The sequence below is a fragment of the Roseomonas genomospecies 6 genome, assembly GCF_008365375.1.
GTDB lineage: Bacteria > Pseudomonadota > Alphaproteobacteria > Azospirillales > Azospirillaceae > Azospirillum.
Genome location: NZ_QOKW01000023.1, coordinates 1 through 16,511, shown reverse-complemented (window position 1 = coordinate 16,511; position 16,511 = coordinate 1). Strand labels below are relative to the sequence as shown.

Below are 16,511 nucleotides of genomic sequence, written 5' to 3'. Positions count from 1 at the left end.
CTCCTCACGGCTCCAGGAGTTTCTTCATCAGGGCGTTCCAGTCGCGCTTGAACTGCGTGCCGAAATCCCACTCTTCGGCCGAACCGCTCCGGCCCGCGGGGCGGACGATGGCCGCCGCCTGGGAATCGGGCTGCGCCTTCGCCTTGCGCTGGACGGTGACGGTCCGCTTCTTCGGGGGCGGGTCGGGCTTGCGGACGGGAAGGGGGGCGGCGGTGACCGTGACGACGGGCGCCGCCCCGGTCTGCGAATTCCGGGAAAAGGCGTCCTTGCACCAGCCGTTCGCCCGCGCCCGGGTCAGCGCTTCCCCGTCGAGCAGCCAGCAATCGACGCTGCCCGCCGCCGCCGTGGCGGGGGCCGGTGGAACCGTCAGACAAAGCGCCAGCGTCAGCAGTGCACCGCACCGGAACCGCCATGGCATGCGCCGCCGTCTCCCTTGCCGTTGGACCAGCGTTCAGCAATACAACGCCGAGCGCCCAATTATCTTCGGCGCGAAACGGGAGTAGGGCGGTATGAACGTGGTAACACGGGCGATTGCGGAGGTCAGTCGTCCCGGGAATTCCTGAGGAAAATCAATGGTGCAAAGAACAATGCGAAAGAAAATATAAAAATCAGCACGACGATGTATAACAAGTAACTGTCGAAATCCAGAACGATCGCAGCATCGCCGCTGTAGAATTTAATGCCGAAAAAATTCAAAAGATCTGTGACGACGCTGAGGATGGAGGCGCCTGCGATCATTTTAATGAGAAGGCGCCAGATCTTTTCTGATTCTCGCTTCAGTTCGGCTTGGCGCTCTTGCAGGTAGGTGCCGATCTCCTGAGCGTCGTCGTTGACGTCCCGCAGGATACCGTCCAGCCGGAAAGCGTTGGACAGGATTTCATGGAAGCTGTTGTGCATGCTGATCGGGCTGACGCGGGAGACGCGGCAACGGAGCCGGTAAGCGAGGATCTGCTTCTGCAAGCGGCTCAGACTCTCGATCTGCTCTTCGCTTGGATTGTCCATATCTGGCCAGAAGGTGCTGTCCCGCGACAGCGTCAGAAGCGCTTCGCGGGCATGGACGTCCAGCGCCGCGACGCCCAGATAACGGGCCTCCACCGCGTTTTTCAGGAACCCGGTCAGGAAATCGGGCGGCTTGTCGGCTCCATTCGCAGGCAAACGCTCGACCACCGTCGCGCAACCTTCGGAATAGGCGGCGTGGGCGACGGTGTCGAACACCCGGACATGCGAAGCGTCCCCAAGCGGGTCCATGATCCGGTAGTCGTCGGTGTATTTGCGGCTCAACTGAACCAGAAGGCGGTCGCGCCGCTGGTCGTCCAGCCGTTCGTCGAAGGCGGCGAAGGCGTAGCTGAACAACCGCCGGCCGTTCAGCGGCTGGAGCGCGGTGTCCTGGACAAGGCTGCCGAGCAGGCTCGCGAGCGTGAAGCGGTCCTTGCCGCCCCGCGTCGGCACATGGTCGCCGTTGGTGAGCCGCCATTCCAGGCCGCGGTCGTGGCAGAGAGCGGTCGCGGCTTCCACCAGCACGGTGTCCGGCATCGGCCCGCCGGTGACGAACCGCGTCTCGACCAGAAGCACCCCTTGTCCGGTGCGGAAGGGCAGAAGACGGATCGAGCCGAAGTCCACCCCGACCGAGTCGATCCGTGGAAGACCACGCCGTTCCAGCCGTTTCCGGGCGGAGGCCGAAAAGGGCAACCGAAGCCGCAATTCCGACACCTGCCCACCGGTCAGCCATTTCCGGATGTTCCGTTGGGAGGGGAGCGCCAGGACCTTCAGGGCGCCTTGGCCGTCCCTGACGGTCAACTGTTCCGTCACTTGGGGATCGAGGTCCGTCAAGGGCCAGGGGCTTTCCTTCCAGAGACTCTGCCCCTTCGGATCGCTCGGTTCCCCCCCGATGTTCGGCAGCCAATCCTGCCCCGCCAGCGAGCCGAGCGTCTCCGTGGGCTTGAGCGGCCAGGATGCGGTGCCGTGGCGGAACGGATAGAACAGGAAGACCGCGTGTTCGGCGACGATCCGGGGCGGATCGCCCGCCCGGATCAGCCCCTCGCCTTCGGCCAGCGTGCCGATGGTCATCGCCGTGTCGCTCATGGCCGTGTCGCTCATGGCCGTGTCGCTCATGGTCGTCCCGCTCCGTCCGCTATTGGGAACTCTTCGGCACCGGAAGGCCGGTCAGGCGTTCTTCGGAAGCGCCGCCATGGATTTGCGGAACCGCTCGGCGCGGATCGCGATGGCCGAAGGGTCGGGCGAGGCGAGGCCGGCCACCTTCTGCATCAGATAGTGGGTGCGCTGCTGCGGATACTTGGCGCCGCCGTAGCTGTTGGTCCGGGCCTTGAACCGCTCCAGCAGATCGGCCAGCGCCATCGGACGGTAGCCGGCGGCGGACAGAAGCTCCACGGCGCGGGCGTCGGCCTCGGCCTCGATCTCCACCGAATAGCCGTTCTGGATGGTCTCCGTCATGTCGGTGAGCAGATCCTTGAAGCCGCCATCGGTCGCCTTCATGAAGGTCATGCCCGCCTTGGCGTTCTGCACGCCGTAGACGGTGTGGCCCAGTTCGGTGTGGGCCAGCTCGTGCGCCAGGATGGCGGCCAGCTCCTCCTCGTCCTGAAGGAAGCGCAGCATGCCGGTGGTGACGAAGACGAAGGGGCCGGGAGCGGCATAGGCGTTCAACTCGCCGGAGACGATCAGGCCCAGCACCGGCCCGCGGTAGGTGAAGGGCTGGAGGGAGCCGAGAGTCAGCGTGTCCAGAACCTGCCGCACATAGACCGCCGGAGCGGAGGACACCGGCAGCAGCTTCTGACCGGCGACGAGGTTCGCCGCGGCGCCACGGCCGAGCTGGTACTGGTCGACCGGCCCCATGCGGGCCGCCTCGGCGTCCTTCAGGATGTCGGCGATGGTCAGGCCCTTCTGGTTCTGGGCAAGGGCCGCCTGCGGGCCGACGGCGACGAGGGCGGCGGCCGAGGCGAGGAAGAAGCGGCGGGTGGTCATTTGAATTCTCCCAGCTTGCCGGCGGTGCGGAAGGCGCGGGTGGAGTCGGCCGCATCCTTCATGGGCGTGTCGGCGATCAGGCGATCCACGATGGGCAGGCCGTTGCAGTCGCCCGTGCAGGCGGCGCGCCGCAGGGCGCCCGTGCCGCCGCGCATCACCGACTGGTCGGCCACCTGGGCCTCGCTGAAGCCGCGGGCGCTGGCGACGGCGGTGCCGCCGGTGGCGGCGGGGGGCTTGCCGTTCGGGTCCTGACGCGCCTGCAGCGTGGCGTCGGCCAGGCAAAGGGTGGCGACCCAGCCCTCGCCCTTGTCCGATCGGACCTTGGTCCAGGTGGCGGAGTGCTTCTTCTCCGGCGCCCTCTCGCGGCCCGAATGCTTCTCCTGCTGGGAGTCCGGCAGAAGATACTCCCCCGCGTAGTCGAGCGGCGTGACCGCGCTGCCATAGGCCAGAACCGCGGTCCTGGGGGCCATGCGCTGGGGCGAGGACAGCAGCGCCGCGTCGCGGCAGGCCACGAAGGCCGGCCTGTTCAGGTCGATGTTGGTGCCGTAGATGACCGGCTTGTCCGCCATCTCGCGCAGCTTGTCCATCGACGGCACGCATCCCGCCAGCAGGCCCATGGCCGCGGCGCCGCACAGGGCGGCCAGCCAGGGACGTGGTTTCAGGTCCATCGGTCATTCCCCCTTCAATTGGCGTCCTTGTCGTCGTTCCTGTCCCCCTCCTGCTCCGCCGCGGCGCGGTCGATCAGGAGCTGGAGCTGCCCCCGCAGCTCGTTCAGGGTCGTGTCCTGGGGCCGCAGGCGGCGGCAGGACGCGATGGCGGCGTCCGCCTCCTTGATGCGGACCAACTGGACCAGCAGGGCGGCCTCGGCCAGACAGCTTTCGAAATCGCGCGGCGCCGCCTTGCGCGCCTGCCGGAAATCGTCCAGGGCCTGTTCGTGGTCGCCGTACTGCTGGTTGAACTGGCCGCGGCGGAGCCAGATTCGCTCGGGCCGGTAGTTGACGGCGGCGAAGGCCGCGCTGAAGTCCTCCCGCGCGCCGTCCGGGTCGCCGTTGGCGCCGCGCGATTCCGCGCGGCCCATCAGGGCGACCTCGTCCTTCGGGTTGATCTCCAGCGCCCGGCCGTAGCTTTCGATCGCCGCGGTGTGCTGATGGGTGCGGCGGTACACGTCGCCCAGCGTGGTCCAGATGCGCGCGATTCCGGGCCGGAGCTGGCTGGCGAAGGTCAGATCGGCGATGGCCTGATCGTTCTGGTTTTCGAGCTGGTAGGTGCGGGCGCGGCGGACGTAGAGATCCGGGTCGCGCGGCGACAGCTCCATCGCCTGGGCGAAATCGGCCAGCGCCTCCTTCCGCAGCCCCATGTCCTGATTGATCACCGCCCGCCATTTCCAGGCGGTCACATAGTTCGGGTCCAGTTGCAGGGCGCGGTTGTAATGGAACTTCGCCACCTCGTACTGCCTCTGGTTGGCGAAGGCGAAGCCGATGGCGTGGTAGGCTTCCTTGTAGTTGGGATTGATCTGCAGCACCCGCTCGAAGGATTCCAGAGCCTTGGCGTAGTCCGCGGGGGGCTGGTTGATCCAGGTCCAGCCGATGTTGTAGTGGGCGAGGTCGAAGCGGGAGTCGATCTCCAGCGCGCGGGCGTAGTCCTCGCGGGCCTTGTCCCATTGCTTGAGGGTGTCGGCGTGCACGATGCCGCGCCACAGCCAGGACCATTTGTCCCGCGGATCGATCTCCAGCGCCCGGTCCAGCAGCGCGAGAGCGCCCTCGGCATCGCCGGCGCGCTGCTTCAACGCGGCGAGCCGCATCAGGGCGAAGACGTTGCGCGGCGCGATGGCGACCGCCCGTTCGAAGGCCGCGCGGGCCAGATCGTCGCGTTTCTGGTCCAGCGCCATGTAGATCTGGCCGCGCAGGATGTGCGGCTCCGGCTGGCTTTCGTCCAGCCGTTCCAGCCATGCGGCACTCGCCAGGGCCGTGTGGGCGCGGTCCAGCTCCTCCTTGAACAGCGGGCGGTCGAGGTTCAGAAGTTCGCGCACCGCCGCCATGCCGTCCATGTAGGCCTTGCTGGTCTGCAGGCGGGGGTTGCCGGGGTCGAGGGCGATGGCCCGCTCGATCAGCGACTGGGCGACGGTGGGGTTGTTCTCGCGGTGGTAGATCTCGTCGGCGACCCCGGCGTATTGCCCGGCCAGGGCGCGGGCCTCCCAACGCTGGGTGACGTAGAGGACCACCTCCCACAGCGGGATGAGCGCCCCCAGCACCGCCACCACCAGCAGCGCCTTGACGCCCGCGGAGATGACCTGGGTCCGCCGGTCGATCAGCCCGGTGCTCAGCTCGATGAAACGGGTGCGCAGGTCGATGCCGCGCGTCACCCCGGTCAGGCCGCGCAGGTCCTCGCGGATCGCCCCGACATCCTCCTTCAGCGCGTTGAACCAGCCGTCGAGCTGCGCGCCCGAAACCTGCATGAACTCCTGCGGGTCGACCGTGGTCCTGCTGCTGCGGAACGCTTCGCCGACCGGCTGGGCCAACTCCTCGTAATAGTGGTCGAGCAGGGCGAGCTGGACCGGGGTGATGCGCCGGTTGTGGGCGACGATGTTGCGCAGGCGGCGGACATCCTCCAGGAAGCTGCGGATGGTCTCGCGCTTGTTGCGCAGGTAGCGCAGGTAGCGGGTTTCCTCGAACAGCGTTTCGTGGTGGGTGCGGAAGGCGTCCTTGTCGACGAAGATGCTGACCAGTTCGCTGAAGGTCGTGCCGGACAGCAAGTCGCCGGGGTCCGCCGTCTTCATCCAGGTCTGGACACGCTCGGCCCCGAAGGCCGCCTCCAGCCGTTGGCGCAGGGTCTCCTGCCCGTCCGCGGTTTCGTTGACGAGGCTGCGCACCAGCAGCTCCAGCGCGCGAAGCTGCCGCCTCCCCAACTGCTCGTCGGTGGACGGTTCGTAGCGGGGGGCCAGTTCGGGGCGATCCAGCCGGTGGCTGACGAGGGCGCAGAAATCCAGGAAGCGCAGGGCGGCGATCCGGAGATTGCGCTCTTCGACGCTGCGCTCCCCGGGGGCATCGGCCACACGGCCCGCGCGCTCGGCGAGATCCTTCAGGATGCCTTCGAACACGCCCAGTTCGTTGCGCGGGTCGAGGCCCAGCGCCGCGCCGAGGCCGGCGGCACCGACGCGGCTCTTGGCCCGTTTCAGCCGGTGCCGTACCTGCTCCAGCCCCGGCTCCCCACCTTCGCCATCGACCAGGGCAAGCAGAGCCGGGGCCAAGCGCTTGGCTTCGGAAAGCAGGAGGTCCGTTGCACCGGTCACGATCGTTTCCCCGACCTCTGGCGAACAGGCTTGGTCGCAAGACGCGGTTGCATTCCAGAGTATTCAGCTCAGGAATACTTCTTGCGGGCGGGCCGTACCGCTTAAAGGTGATGAAAAAGACAGCAACGTCCGTATTCGGACATTGCTCGACGACTTTGCTCCCTTTTTTATCGCAAAATTCTCACGATTCTCCAACATGAATCTTACCGACCCCCGGCTTCATCTCCTGGGGGTGGTCAATCCATGCGGGTGTATGAGAGTGAGGGGAGGCGGCTGCGCGTTCGGCAACCGCATCGCAGTGGCTTCGTCGTCCGGGACCGAGGGTCGAGGGAAACGGCGACCGTCAGGTCAGGTGCTGCTGCCGCAGATAGTCCTCGGACTGCATCTCCATCAGGCGGCTGACCGTGCGCTCGAATTCGAAGGCGTGGGTGCCTTCGGGGTACAGCCGTTCCGGCGGGCCTTCGGCGGCGACCACGAGGTTGACCTTGTGCTCGTAGAGCGCGTCGATCAGCGTCATGAAGCGCTTGGCCTCGTTGCGCAGCTCGTCCTTCATCGTCGGCACGCCGTGGATCAGCACGGTGTGGAAGTGCGTCGCGATGGCGATGTAGTCGGCGGCCCCCAGCGGTTTGCCGCACAGGCTCCAGAAATCGACCATGGCCACGCATTTGGCCGCGCAGGCGATCTCCACCCGCCGGCCCTGGACCAGCAGATGGGTCGGCTCGCCCCGGGCGCCGTCGGTCAGCGTCTCGAAGGTTCCGCGGATTCGGGAATCGGTGTCCGGGCCGAGCGGCCAGAAATAGACGGGTTTGCCCTGAAGCCGGTCCAGCCGGTAGTCGGTCGGCCCCTCCAGGGCCAGCACGTCCAGCTTGTCCTTCAGCAGGGCGATGAAGGGCAGGAACAGCTCCCGCTGGAGCCCGTCCTTGTAGAGCATGTCGGGTGGCCAGTTGGAGGTGGCGACCACCACCACGCCCAGGTCGAACAGGCTGGTGAACAGCCGCCCCAGGATCATCGCGTCCACGACGTTGGTGACGTGGAACTCGTCGAAGCAGAGCAGCCAGGCCTCGTCGGCGAGCGCGCGGGCCAGTTCGGGCAGGGAATCGTCGGCGTCCTTGCCCTTGCTCCTGCCCGACTGGCGATGCTGGTGGATGCGCTCGTGCACCTCCAGCATGAATTCGTGGAAATGGACCCGGCGTTTCTTCTCGACCGGGGCGGTGTCGAAGAACAGGTCCATCAGCATCGACTTGCCGCGCCCGACGCCGCCGTACATGTAGAGGCCCTGCGGCGCCTCCACCGGCTCCGGACGCGGGCGGCCCAGACCGAACCGCTCCAGCCAGCCGGCCTTGGCGCCGCCGGTCTTCCCGCTGGCGGGCAGGGGGCTGTAGCCCTTCAGCGCCTTGTGAAGGCTCTGGAGTTTTTCGGCGGCCAGCTCCTGGTCGGGGTCGGGGCGCAGCGTCCCGGTGCCGCGGCGGGCCCGGTAGAGCGAAAGCGGTCCGTCAGACATGGAATTCGCGGGTCTCGGCTGGGAAAGGTCTTACGTAGCCGATGCCGCACCGCAGGGCAACGCCCGATGCCGGGATGCTGGTCCGTCCTGCCGGCGGTCGGGGCTTTCACCACAGAGGCACAGAGACACGGAGGGATGGGAGAGGCTGGGGCTTCGTAACGGCGGGCGTGGAGACGACGCTTTGCCGTTCGCCTCTCTGTGTCTCCGTGTCTTTCGTGGTTCATCTCCTTCACAAAGCGGATTTACCGGATCAGGCGAACACCACGCGGTTGCGGCCTTGGCGCTTGGCCTCGTAGAGCGCGGCATCGGCCCGGCGGACGGTGTGCTCGTAATCCGGGTGGCCGTCGTGCAGGGCCGCCCCGATCGAGGCGGTGACCCGCAACCCGCTCGCCGCGCCACCCTTCCCTGGACCGTTGAAGCGGTGCTCCTCCACGATCTGCCGCAGCCGTTCGGCCTTCATGCGCAGGGACGCCTCGTCCATCTCCGTCAGCAGGACGAGGAACTCCTCACCGCCGTAGCGGAAGACGAAATCGCCGGCCCGGACGTTCGTGTGCAGAAGCTCCGCCATGTCGGACAGGACGGAATCGCCCGCCTGATGACCCTGCGTGTCGTTGATCGTCTTGAAATGGTCCGCGTCCATCAGCAGCACGGCGAAGGGCTTTCCATGGCGCAGGCTGATGGACACCTCGCGCTGGAAGATGGCCGGCATGAAGCGCCGCGTCAGCAGGCGGGTCAGCGGGTCGCGTCCACCCTCGATCTCCATCGCTTTCTCGATGATGGTGCCGAGGAAATAGGCGATCTCCGTGACGTCGTTGTTCAACCCCTTCACGAAGGCGGGGGTGATCCATCCGCCTTCCACCGCGGCGGTGACCTTGGCGCTGATGCGGTTGGTGCTCTCGCGGATGCGGTCCAGTTCCGTCACGCGGCCGAAGGTCAGCTCCGCCTTGTGGTTCAGCCACAGGCCGAAATCGGAGGATTCGATGGGCGGCGGGTTCGCGTGGTTGCTGTCCTCGTGCGCGTAGAAGGCGACGACCGTGTTGCGCAGCCAATCGAACAGCGACGATTTCAGCCGCTCGCCCTCCAGCGCCAGATTGGCGCCGCTCATGAACATCTTCAGCGACTGCTGGTGGCGCACGTTGCCCAGCAGGTCGCCCAGATAGGCCTCGTGCATGTTGTCCAGCACGGTGTCCAGCAATTCGCCGACGAACAGGATGGCGGCGGCGGTCTGCGTGCGGTCCAGGTCGGCGGCCAGCAGGCGGGTGGACAGTTCCTTCTTGATGATGCGCATCCCGGCGTTGACCAGGGTCAGCGGGATGTTGATGCGGGCGTGGATCAGGCCGATCTGGTAGTTCTGTTCCAGAACCGCCGCGATGGCCTGATCGGTGGAGGCCGTGAAGAGGGCGCCGATCCAGCGGGCCAGCGACGGGCGCAGCCGTTCCTGGACCAGCGTGTGGCTGAGGAAGCTGTTGCTGTCCGGGCGGTCCAGCAGGATCGCGTAGAAGATGTCCGAAATGGCCTCGGCGTCGGCGAGCGCGATGGCCGTCACGCGCTCGCGCACGGCGGGTTCGGTGTCCGCCCACAGCGACGACAGCGTGGCGGCGAGGATCGCTGCCTTGCGGTCTTTCTGGCTGTCCATCGTCCCTGTTCCTTTGCGCGCCGTGCCCTAACCCTTCCGGATTTGTAGCGCCCGCGGACCGTTACGCAAAGCGGCAATCGCTTGCCCGCAGGCGGGTTCATTGATGCACTAAGGTTAAACTTCCATTATGGTTTTCGCGCAAGATTGGCGGTGTGCCGGGGGCGGGACCGCCTCGGTTGGGTGAGGCTTGCAGGGGGTGTTCCATGCGGGCGGCCCGTTTGGACTGAGTGCGGAGAAGTGTTCACAGCCATGGCCAGCCGCAATCCGGTTCGCGACGCGAACCCGCCGCCCGCCGGAATGGGGGAGCGGCTGTTCGAAGTTCTGGGGTCGGTGCGTTTCCTGATGAGGGCGTCCGGCGTCGCCTTCATCATCGTGGTGAACGCGATGATCGGCTATGGCGTCTGGCAGCGCCACACCGAGGCCGTCCAGGGGGCGGAGCGCTCCACCCGCAACCTTGCCCGAATCCTGGAGGAGCAGGCGGTCCGCACGGTGTTCAGCGTGGACCTGCTGCTGTCCGATCTGGTGACCATCCTGGACACCCACCCGCAGGCCCGCAACGCCGGCGCGCCGGTCGTCAGCGAGCTTCTGCGCCACCGGCGCGACGTCATCAGCCCGATTTCCGGTCTGGTCGTGGTTGACGAGACCGGCCGTGCGCTGCACCATTCCGCCGACACCAGCCCGCCCAGCTTCGACCTGACCAACCGGCCCTATTTCGCGGTCCACCGCGACGGCAGCGGCAACGGCGGCGGCGGCGCGGGCGGCGGCCTGCATGTCGGGGCGCCGATCCCCAGCGTCGCCTTCCCCGGCACCTACGTCATCCCGATGAGCCGCCGCTGGTCGCACCCGGACGGCAGCTTCGCCGGGGTGGTGGTGGCCATGATCAACCCGTTGCGGCTGGGGGCCGGCTTCGAAGGGTTGCGGCTGGGGCTGGAGGGCACCGTCACCCTGGCGCTGGCCGACGGCACGGTGCTGATCCACCGCCCCTGGGACGAAGGCCGGCGGCGTCTCGCCCGCCTGGCGGACTGGCCGGAGGTCGACGCCGTGCTGAGCGCGCGGGACGCGGCGACCCTGGACACCGTGCTGCCCACCGACGGGCGCCCCAGCGTCGCCAGCGTCCGCCGCGTCGCCGACTATCCCTTCATCGTCGCCGCCACCCTGCCGAAGGCCGAGGCGCTGGGCGAATGGAAGCGTGACAGCGCGGTGTGGATCGCGATGGGCCTCGCCATGTCCGTCGTGATCGCGCTGCTGACCTGGTACGTGGAGCGGCAGCAGGCCCGGCGGGAGCAGGACCAGAACCGGCTGGAGCGCGCCTCCCGCCGCATCCGCGGCATCCTGGAATCCATGGTGGACGCGGTGGTCACCATCGATTCCCGCGGCGTCATCGAGACCTTCAACCCCGCGGCGGAACGCATGTTCGGCTACGCCGAGGCGGAAGTGGTGGGGCAGAGCGTCAACATCCTGCTGCCGGAAGCCTTCCGCGCCGGCCACGACCGGTCGATGGCCGAATACCGCCCGAACGCCGGATCGCGCATCATCGGCAACGACCGCGAGGTTCTGGCGCTGCGCCGCGACGGCAGCACCTTCCCCATGAACCTGGCGGTCAGCGAACTGCGGCTGGGCGGGCCGGACGGGCAGGGCGAGGCCGCGCGCCGCGTCTTCGTCGGCGTCATCCGCGACATCACCAAGCGCAAGCAGCAGGAGGCCGAACTGCTCGCCTCGAAGAGTCAGGCGGAGATGGCCAACCGCGCCAAGTCCGATTTCCTGGCCAACATGAGCCACGAACTGCGGACGCCGCTGAACGCCATCATCGGCTTTTCGGAGATTCTGGACAGCGAGTTCTTCGGCAAGCTGAACGACCGCCAGAAGGCCTGCGCCAAGGACATCCACGACAGCGGCAAGCACCTGCTGGACATCGTGAACGCCGTGCTCGACATGTCGAAGATCGAGGCGGGCCGCTACGAGCTGTCGGAAGAGGTGATCGACCCCTGCGAGGCGGCGGTCCAGTGCCTGACCATGGTCCGCGACCGCGCCGCCGACAGTGGGGTGGATCTGCACAACACCGTATCGGGAGGCCTCCCCGCCGTCTGGGTGGACCGCCGCGCCTTCAAGCAGGTGCTGCTGAACCTGCTGTCCAACGCCGTGAAGTTCACGCCGGAGGGCGGCAGCGTCACCCTGACCGCCCGCGTCGAGGAGGACGGCGCCTTGGCCCTGTCCGTGACCGACACGGGAATCGGCATTCCGAAGGAATTCATGGAGCATCTGTTCCAGCCCTTCCGGCAGGCCGACAACTCCTCCAGCCGCCAGTTCGAGGGCACCGGGCTGGGGCTGTCCATCTCCAAGAACTTCATGGAGCTGCACGGCGGTTCGCTGACCTGCGCCAGCACCCTCGGCGCCGGCACCACCATGACCCTGCGCCTGCCCGCCGAACGGGTCGTTAAGCCGGAAGACACCGCCGCGAAGATCGCCGCCGCGTTGGTGTGACAGACGTCCAAAGATGCCACGGCAAAGAAAAAGGCGCCTTGCGGCGCCTTTTTTAGGTCCGGGGGCTTTCGTCCCCGACGGTCGGGTGCGGGAGGACGATGCCTCCCGCATTCCCTTTGTTCGTATCAGACGTCCAGCAGCAGGCGGCGCGGGTCCTCGATGTTTTCCTTGATGCGGACGAGGAAGGTCACCGCCTCCTTGCCGTCGATGATCCGGTGGTCGTAGGACAGGGCCAGATACATCATCGGGCGGATTTCGATCTTCCCGTTCACGACGACCGGACGGTCCTGGGTCTTGTGCATGCCCAGGATGGCCGACTGCGGCGGGTTGATGATCGGGGTGGACATCAGCGAGCCGTAGACGCCGCCGTTGGAGATGGTGAAGGTGCCGCCGGTCAGCTCGTCCATCGACAGCTTGCCGTCGCGGCCCTTCTTGCCCAGCTCGCCGATCTTGCCCTCGATCTGGGCGAAGCCGAGCTTGTCGGCGTCGCGGACGATCGGAACCACCAGACCCTGCGGCGTGCCGACGGCGACGCCGACGTCGTAGTAGTTCTTGTAGACGATGTCGGTGCCGTCGATCTCGGCGTTGACCGCCGGGATTTCCTTCAGCGCTTGGATGGCGGCCTTGACGAAGAAGGACATGAAGCCGAGACGCACCTTGTGGCGCTTCTCGAAGTAGTCCTTGTACTCGTTGCGCAGCGCCATGACGTTGGTCATGTCCACCTCGTTGAAGGTGGTCAGCATGGCGGCGCTGTTCTGGGCCTCCTTCAGACGCTCGGCGATGCGCTGGCGCAGACGGGTCATGCGGACCCGCTCCTCCTGCGCGGCGCGCGGACGGTCGCCCGCGGTGCCGGCGGCCCACTGGTACTTCTGCGGCGCGGCTGCCGGAGCGGCGGCCGGGGCCGGCTTGGCGGCGTGGTCGATCACGTCGCCCTTGGTGATGCGCCCGTCCTTGCCGGTGCCGGCAATCTGGGAGGCGTCGAGGCCCTTCTCGGCGACCAGCTTGCGGGCCGCCGGGCCGGCGTCGGCCAGAGCGGCGGCGCCCGCCGGGGCCGGAGCGGCAGCCGGGGCGGCGGCCGGGGCCGGAGCGGCGGCGGCGGGAGCGGCGGCAGCCGCTGGGGCGGCGACGGCGGCGCCGGCCTCGCCCAGAACGCCCAGCAGGGCGCCCACACCGACGTTGGCGCCGTCGGCGGCGACGATCTCCGCCAGCGTGCCGGCGGTCGGGGCGTTCACCTCAAGCGTGACCTTGTCGGTCTCCAGCTCGACCAGCGGCTCGTCGGCGGCGACCGCCTCGCCGACCTTCTTCAGCCAACGGGCAACGGTCGCCTCGGAGACGGACTCGCCCAGGGTGGGGACCTTGATTTCGGTAGCCATAAGTTCCTCTCGTTCTTTCTTGTTTTACGCCTGGGCGTCGAGTCAGCGGATGACGAGGGCGTCTTCCAGAAGCTTCGCCTGCTCCTGGTTGTGACGCTTCAGAAGGCCGGTGGCCGGCGACGCGGCGGCCGGACGGCCCGCGTAGCTGGGGCGGTGCGCCTTGTGCTCGATCGAGGTCAGCGCGCCTTCCAGACGGCGGTCGACGAAGGTCCAGTAGCCCTGGTTCTCCGGCTCCTCCTGGCACCACACGACCTCGGCGTTCGGATAGCGGGCGAACTCCTCGGTCAGGGCGGAACGCGGGAACGGGTAGAGCTGCTCCAGACGGACGAGCACCACGTCCTTGATGCCGCGCGCCGCACGCTCCTGCAGCAGGTCGTAATAGACCTTGCCGGTGCAGACCACGATGCGGCGGATCTGCTCGTTCGGCAGCAGGTCGGTCGCCGTCTCGCCCAGAACGCGGCGGAAGTTCGTGCCCTCGGCCAGTTCCGACAGGTTGGAGACGCACAGCTTGTGGCGCAGCAGCGACTTCGGCGTGAACAGCACCAGCGGCTTGCGGAAGGGGCGGCGCATCTGGCGGCGGAAGGCGTGGAACAGGTTCGCCGGGGTCGTCAGGTTGCAGATCTGCCAGTTGTCCTCGGCGGACATCTGCAGGAAGCGCTCCGGACGGGCCGACGAGTGCTCCGGCCCCTGTCCCTCGTAGCCGTGCGGCAGAAGCATCACGAGGCCGGACATGCGCAGCCACTTCGACTCGCCCGACGAGAGGAACTGGTCGATGATGGTCTGGGCGGTGTTGGCGAAGTCGCCGAACTGCGCCTCCCACAGCGTGAGGCTGTGCGGCTCGGCCAGCGAGTAGCCGTATTCGAAGCCGACCACGGCGGCCTCGGACAGCGGGCTGTCATGCACCTCGAACGGCCCCTGGTTCGGGCTGAGGTGGTTCAGCGGGATGTACTTGGCCTCGGTGTTCTGATCGTACATCACCGCGTGGCGGTGCGAGAAGGTGCCGCGGCCCGAATCCTGGCCGGACAGGCGGACGCCGTTGCCCTCGACCAGCAGCGTGCCGAAGGCGAGCGCCTCCGCCGTCGCCCAGTCGATGCCCTCGCCGGTCTCCAGCGACTTCTTCTTGGCTTCGAGCTGGCGGGCGATCTTCGAGTTGATCGCGAAGTCCTTCGGGTATTCGCAGAGCTTGTTGCCGACTTCGCGCAGGACGTCGATCGCCACGCCGGTGTTGCCCTTGCGCTCGTCGTCGGTCTTCGCGGCCTCCAGGCCGGACCACTTGCCCTCCAGCCAGTCGGCCTTGTTCGGCTTGAAGGAGTTGGCGGCCTCGAACTCACCCTCCAGCTTCTTCATGAAGTCCTGGATCATCTGATCGGACTCGGCCTGGGTGAGGACGTTCTCCTCGACGAGCTGCTTGCCGTACAGCTCCCGCGTGGTCGCGTGGGCGCGGATCTTCTTGTACATCAGCGGCTGGGTGAAGCCCGGCTCGTCGCCCTCGTTGTGGCCGTGGCGGCGGTAGCAGACCATGTCGATCACCACGTCCCGCTTGAACTTCTGGCGGAACTCGGCGGCGATGCGGCTGATGTGGACGACGGATTCGGGGTCGTCGCCGTTGACGTGGAAGATCGGCGCCTGGACCATCTTCGCCATGTCCGAGCAGTAGACGCCGGAGCGCGAATAGGTCGGGTTCGTGGTGAAGCCGATCTGGTTGTTGATGATGAAGTGCACGGTGCCGCCGGTGCGGTAGCCGCGCAGCTCCGACAGGCCCAGCGTCTCGGCCACGATGCCCTGGCCGGCGAAGGCGGCGTCGCCGTGGATCAGCACGCCCATGACCTGCTCGCGGTCCAGGTCGTTGCGCTGCGCCTGTTTGGCGCGCACCTTGCCCAGGACGACCGGATTGACCCATTCCAGGTGGGACGGGTTGGCGGTCAGCGACAGGTGGACGATGTTGCCGTTGAAGTCGCGGTCCGACGAGGTGCCCAGATGGTACTTCACGTCGCCGGAACCCTGCACGTCCTGCGGGCTGGACGGGTTGCCCTGGAACTCCGAGAAGACGGCGGCGAAGGGCTTGCCCATGAAGTTGGTCAGCATGTTCAGACGGCCGCGGTGGGCCATGCCGACGACGACCTCCTTCAGGCCGAGCTGGCCGCCGCGCTTCAGGATCTGCTCCAGCGCGGGGATCATCGACTCGCCGCCCTCAAGGCCGAAGCGCTTGGTGCCGGTGTACTTGAGCTGGAGGAACTTTTCGAAGCCCTCGGCGGCGATCAGGCGCTCGTAGATGGCGCGCTTGCCGTTCACCGTGAAGTCGGTGTGGTTGCGCCCGCCCTCGATGCGCTCCTGAATCCAGGCCTTCTCTTCCGGGTCCTGGATGTGCATGAACTCGACGCCGATGTTCCCGCAGTAGGTCTTCTGCAGGATTTCCAGGATCTGGCGCAGCGACGCCGTTTCCAGGCCCAGCGAGTAGTTCAGGAAGATCGGGCGGTCCATGTCGCCCGGGCCGAAGCCGTAGGTCGCCGGGTCCAGTTCCGGGTGCGGCTCGCGCTTTTCAAGGCCCAGCGGGTCGAAATGCGCGTTCATGTGGCCGCGCACGCGGTAGACGCGGATGAGCATCAGCGCACGGATGCTGTCGAGCGTCGCGGCGCGGAGCTGCTGGTGGCTGATGCCGCCATACACCTGCTGGGCATGGGCCACGAGGCCGGCGTTGCCGGAACCATTGCTTCCGGCGGCGGGCGCGCCGATGCCTTCCAGCGAGGCGGCGACGGGGTCGAGCGTGCCGTTGGCGAGCGCGCCGTCCTCCAGGCTCCAGGACGGGCCGTTCAGCTCGTCCAGCACGGCGCGGGAGTCGTCGTCCAGCTCCTTGAAGAAGCCGTTCCAGCTCGAATCCACCGAGGAGGGGTCCTTCAGGAAGCGCGCGTACAACTCCGCGACATATTCGGCGTTCGAGCCGAACAGGAACGAGGTCTTCTCCAGATTAGCGGACATATGTTTGCCTCGGGCGTTTGCCCGGTTCCCTCAGAGAGTTTTTTTGTTTGTCGCCGTGGCCCGAACGGTCCCTGGCCTTCCGAAGAAGAACCCAGGGACCGTTCGGGCTTTGGCGGCGTGCGGGAATATGGGTTCCCGCCTACGGCTTTATCAGCCCTTGAAGACCTTGAGCATGGTGGAGCCCAGGCTGGCCGGGCTGTCCGCCACGGCGATGCCCGCGCTCTTCATGAACTCGATCTTGAAGTCGGCGGTGTCGTTGCCGCCGGAGATCACCGC

General features: G+C 67.2%; 10 protein-coding genes. 1 reads left to right on the top strand and 9 read right to left on the bottom strand.

Going from position 1 to position 16,511, the window contains the following annotated elements; translation table 11 throughout:
• Nucleotides 1–4: 4 nt before the first annotated feature.
• The 7 genes from DS843_RS23115 to DS843_RS23090 form a co-directional block, all read right to left on the bottom strand.
• Entirely contained in the window at nucleotides 5–418 is a 414-nt protein-coding gene (locus DS843_RS23115; RefSeq protein ID WP_149471193.1) for a hypothetical protein, read from the bottom strand.
• Nucleotides 419–540: 122 nt separating this feature from the next.
• Nucleotides 541–2,112, bottom strand: coding sequence for a hypothetical protein (locus DS843_RS23110; protein WP_149471192.1), 1,572 nt, complete (start codon nucleotides 2,110–2,112; stop codon nucleotides 541–543).
• Between the two features lie 51 nt (nucleotides 2,113–2,163).
• The gene (locus DS843_RS31355) at nucleotides 2,164–2,979 is read right to left on the bottom strand and encodes a M48 family metallopeptidase (protein ID WP_167525431.1); all 816 of its coding nucleotides are present in this window, start codon (nucleotides 2,977–2,979) and stop codon (nucleotides 2,164–2,166) included.
• The gene (locus DS843_RS31350) at nucleotides 2,976–3,647 is read right to left on the bottom strand and encodes a hypothetical protein (RefSeq protein ID WP_167525430.1); all 672 of its coding nucleotides are present in this window, start codon (nucleotides 3,645–3,647) and stop codon (nucleotides 2,976–2,978) included. The genes DS843_RS31355 and DS843_RS31350 overlap by 4 nt, the downstream gene beginning before the upstream one ends.
• Nucleotides 3,648–3,661: 14 nt before the next feature.
• Complete coding sequence (locus DS843_RS23100) at nucleotides 3,662–6,268, bottom strand: tetratricopeptide repeat protein (RefSeq protein ID WP_149471190.1); 2,607 nt, start codon at nucleotides 6,266–6,268, stop codon at nucleotides 3,662–3,664.
• 343 nt (nucleotides 6,269–6,611) lie between these two features.
• A complete protein-coding gene (zapE, locus tag DS843_RS23095; protein WP_149471189.1) occupies nucleotides 6,612–7,769 on the bottom strand; it encodes a cell division protein ZapE in 1,158 nt (385 codons plus the stop codon).
• Nucleotides 7,770–8,019: 250 nt separating this feature from the next.
• Nucleotides 8,020–9,405 carry a diguanylate cyclase gene (locus tag DS843_RS23090; RefSeq protein WP_149471188.1) on the bottom strand — a complete coding sequence of 462 codons (1,386 nt, stop codon included), beginning with the start codon at nucleotides 9,403–9,405 and terminating at the stop codon, nucleotides 8,020–8,022.
• Between the two features lie 249 nt (nucleotides 9,406–9,654).
• Here DS843_RS23090 and DS843_RS23085 point away from each other — a divergent pair, with 249 nt between their 5' ends.
• Nucleotides 9,655–11,886, top strand: coding sequence for an ATP-binding protein (locus DS843_RS23085; protein WP_149471187.1), 2,232 nt, complete (start codon nucleotides 9,655–9,657; stop codon nucleotides 11,884–11,886).
• A gap of 125 nt (nucleotides 11,887–12,011) precedes the next feature.
• Here the strand turns inward: DS843_RS23085 and odhB are convergent, their stop codons facing one another.
• Entirely contained in the window at nucleotides 12,012–13,259 is a 1,248-nt protein-coding gene (gene odhB / locus DS843_RS23080) for a 2-oxoglutarate dehydrogenase complex dihydrolipoyllysine-residue succinyltransferase (RefSeq protein ID WP_149471186.1), read from the bottom strand.
• A 42-nt stretch (nucleotides 13,260–13,301) separates the two neighbouring features.
• Nucleotides 13,302–16,235 carry a 2-oxoglutarate dehydrogenase E1 component gene (locus tag DS843_RS23075; protein ID WP_149471185.1) on the bottom strand — a complete coding sequence of 978 codons (2,934 nt, stop codon included), beginning with the start codon at nucleotides 16,233–16,235 and terminating at the stop codon, nucleotides 13,302–13,304.
• Nucleotides 16,236–16,511: the final 276 nt, after the last annotated feature.